3 protein-coding genes are annotated in these 2070 nt (G+C 67.6%); all 3 read left to right on the top strand.

Going from position 1 to position 2070, the window contains the following annotated elements; genetic code table 11:
- The first annotated feature begins 163 nt into the window (after window positions 1-163).
- Complete coding sequence (locus tag ACFDTG_RS15710; RefSeq protein WP_375291899.1) at window positions 164-445, top strand: hypothetical protein; 282 nt, start codon at window positions 164-166, stop codon at window positions 443-445.
- A 119-nt stretch (window positions 446-564) separates the two neighbouring features.
- The gene (locus tag ACFDTG_RS15705; protein WP_375291898.1) at window positions 565-900 is read left to right on the top strand and encodes a hypothetical protein; all 336 of its coding nucleotides are present in this window, start codon (window positions 565-567) and stop codon (window positions 898-900) included.
- 177 nt (window positions 901-1077) lie between these two features.
- On the top strand, window positions 1078-1992 hold the full coding sequence (gene argB, locus ACFDTG_RS15700) for an acetylglutamate kinase (RefSeq protein WP_375291897.1): 915 nt from the start codon (window positions 1078-1080) through the stop codon (window positions 1990-1992).
- Window positions 1993-2070: the final 78 nt, after the last annotated feature.

Here is a 2070-nt window from a genome sequence, read left to right as displayed (position 1 = left end):
TCTTGGCCTGAACTTACCGTGACCTTCCGATAGTCTTTCGTTTGGAAACAATGGCTTCACAGGGACTGTGCTTGCGATGACCTTGCGCCCCCGCCCCAACCCTGCGAAGGTCGCATCGGATCGACAGGACGGGAGGGCGATATCCATGAGGAGACGCTTTGCCATGACCCATCACGCCCTTCGCACGCTGCCGCTGGCCGCGCTCGCCACGCTGGCGCTCGCCGCCTGCCAGAACGATGACCGCACTTACGAAGCCGCGCCCACGGCGGAAGGCGGCGGGGAACTGATCGTCGCCACGCCATCTCCGGGCGAAGTGCCGGTGGACGTGCCCGAAACCGAAATGACCAATGTCCCCGGCACCGGCGACATGGCCCCGCCCGCCACCGCCACCCCTACCAATACACCGGTGGGCGAACCGATAATGGACACCGCGCCCGACGAATAGCTCCGGGGTGCTTGTCTCTAACGTGCGGGCTGCCCCGATTCCGCGGCGCTTCGGCGCAGGCGCGGAACCGAGGCGGTGCTGACCCGCTTAACCGGCACGCCCCCCGAAGGAATTGCACGATGAACAATGAAAACGGCAGCCCGCGCGGCCAGCCCGGCTATGGCGACCGGGGAACGCAGTCCCAATCGCAAGGCCAGTCCCAGTCCCAGTCGCAGCCCAAGTCGAGCAGCGACGGCTCGCGGCAGGACGAGGGCGAGCCGGACCGTCGCACGCCCGAAACCGAACCCACCATCGCCGATTACGGCGGGCAGGGCCCGGCAGGTGATGGGAAGGACGAGAACAAGGACGGCGGCACCCGCCCGCGCGATTACGAAAACCCCCCGCGCGATCAGCAGGGCCAGCAGCCCGGCGCCGATCTCGCCAAAGCTCAGGAACAAGGGCCGCTCGACAAGTAGAGTCACCCCTTCGTGCGCGGGCGCCGACCCTCCCCCCTACAGAAGGCCCCGCGCATGTCCTGGCCGCCCCGCCCAACCGGCGGGGCGGCCTTTTTGGTAGGGGCATTTGCCGGGACGCCCTTTCCCCCGCGCCTACCCCCTTCCCCCATCGCCCGCGCCCCGCTAACGCGCGCACGCATGAGCGATAGCGACATCTCCGGCGACATCACCGCCGCGCGCGCCAAGGCGGAAACGCTGATCGAGGCGCTGCCCTATCTGCGCCGCTATGCCGGGCGCACCTTCGTGGTGAAATACGGCGGCCACGCCATGGGCGATGAAGGCGCGGCGATGGAATTCGCCAGCGATGTCGTGTTGCTGAAGGCGGTGGGCATCAACCCCGTCGTCGTCCACGGCGGTGGCCCGCAAATCGGCGCCATGCTGAAGCGGCTGGGGGTGGAAAGCACCTTCGTCGATGGCCTGCGCGTCACCGACAAGGCCACCGCCGAGATCGCGGAGATGGTCCTCTCGGGCGCGATCAACAAGCAATTGGTGGGCTGGATCGCCCGCGCCGGGGGCAAGGCGCTGGGCCTGTCGGGCAAGGACGGCGGGCTGGTGACCGCGACCAAGGTGGAACGCACCTACAAGGACCCGGATAGCCTGATCGAACAGGCGCTGGACCTCGGCTTTGTGGGCGAACCCGCCCGGGTCGATACCGCCGTGATCGAAACCGCCATCGCGGCGGGCATGATCCCCGTGGTCGCCCCCATCGGCGCGGGCGAGGACGGGCATACCTACAACATCAACGCCGATACCATGGCCGGCGCGCTGGCCGGCGCGCTGGGCGCGGCGCGGCTGTTCCTCCTGACCGACGTGCCGGGCGTGCTCGACAAGGGGGGCAATCTGCTCACCGATCTCACCCCCGCGGACATCGCCGGGCTGCAGACCGATGGCACGATCAGCGGCGGCATGATACCCAAGCTGGAAACCTGCACCACGGCGGTGGAAGCCGGCTGCGACGCGGCGGTGGTGCTGGATGGCCGCGTGCCCCACGCGATGCTTCTCGAATTCTTCACTGCTCGCGGTGCAGGAACGCTGATCCGCAGGAACAGTTAGGCTGGCGCGACGCTGATCTTGAGCGTATTAGCGATCTAAGACAGGTCGCAAAAGCAAACCGGAAGGACCTATGGAAGC

The organism is Qipengyuania sp., assembly GCF_042095715.1.
Lineage (GTDB): Bacteria > Pseudomonadota > Alphaproteobacteria > Sphingomonadales > Sphingomonadaceae > Qipengyuania.
This window is presented reverse-complemented; position numbering and strand designations above follow the sequence as displayed.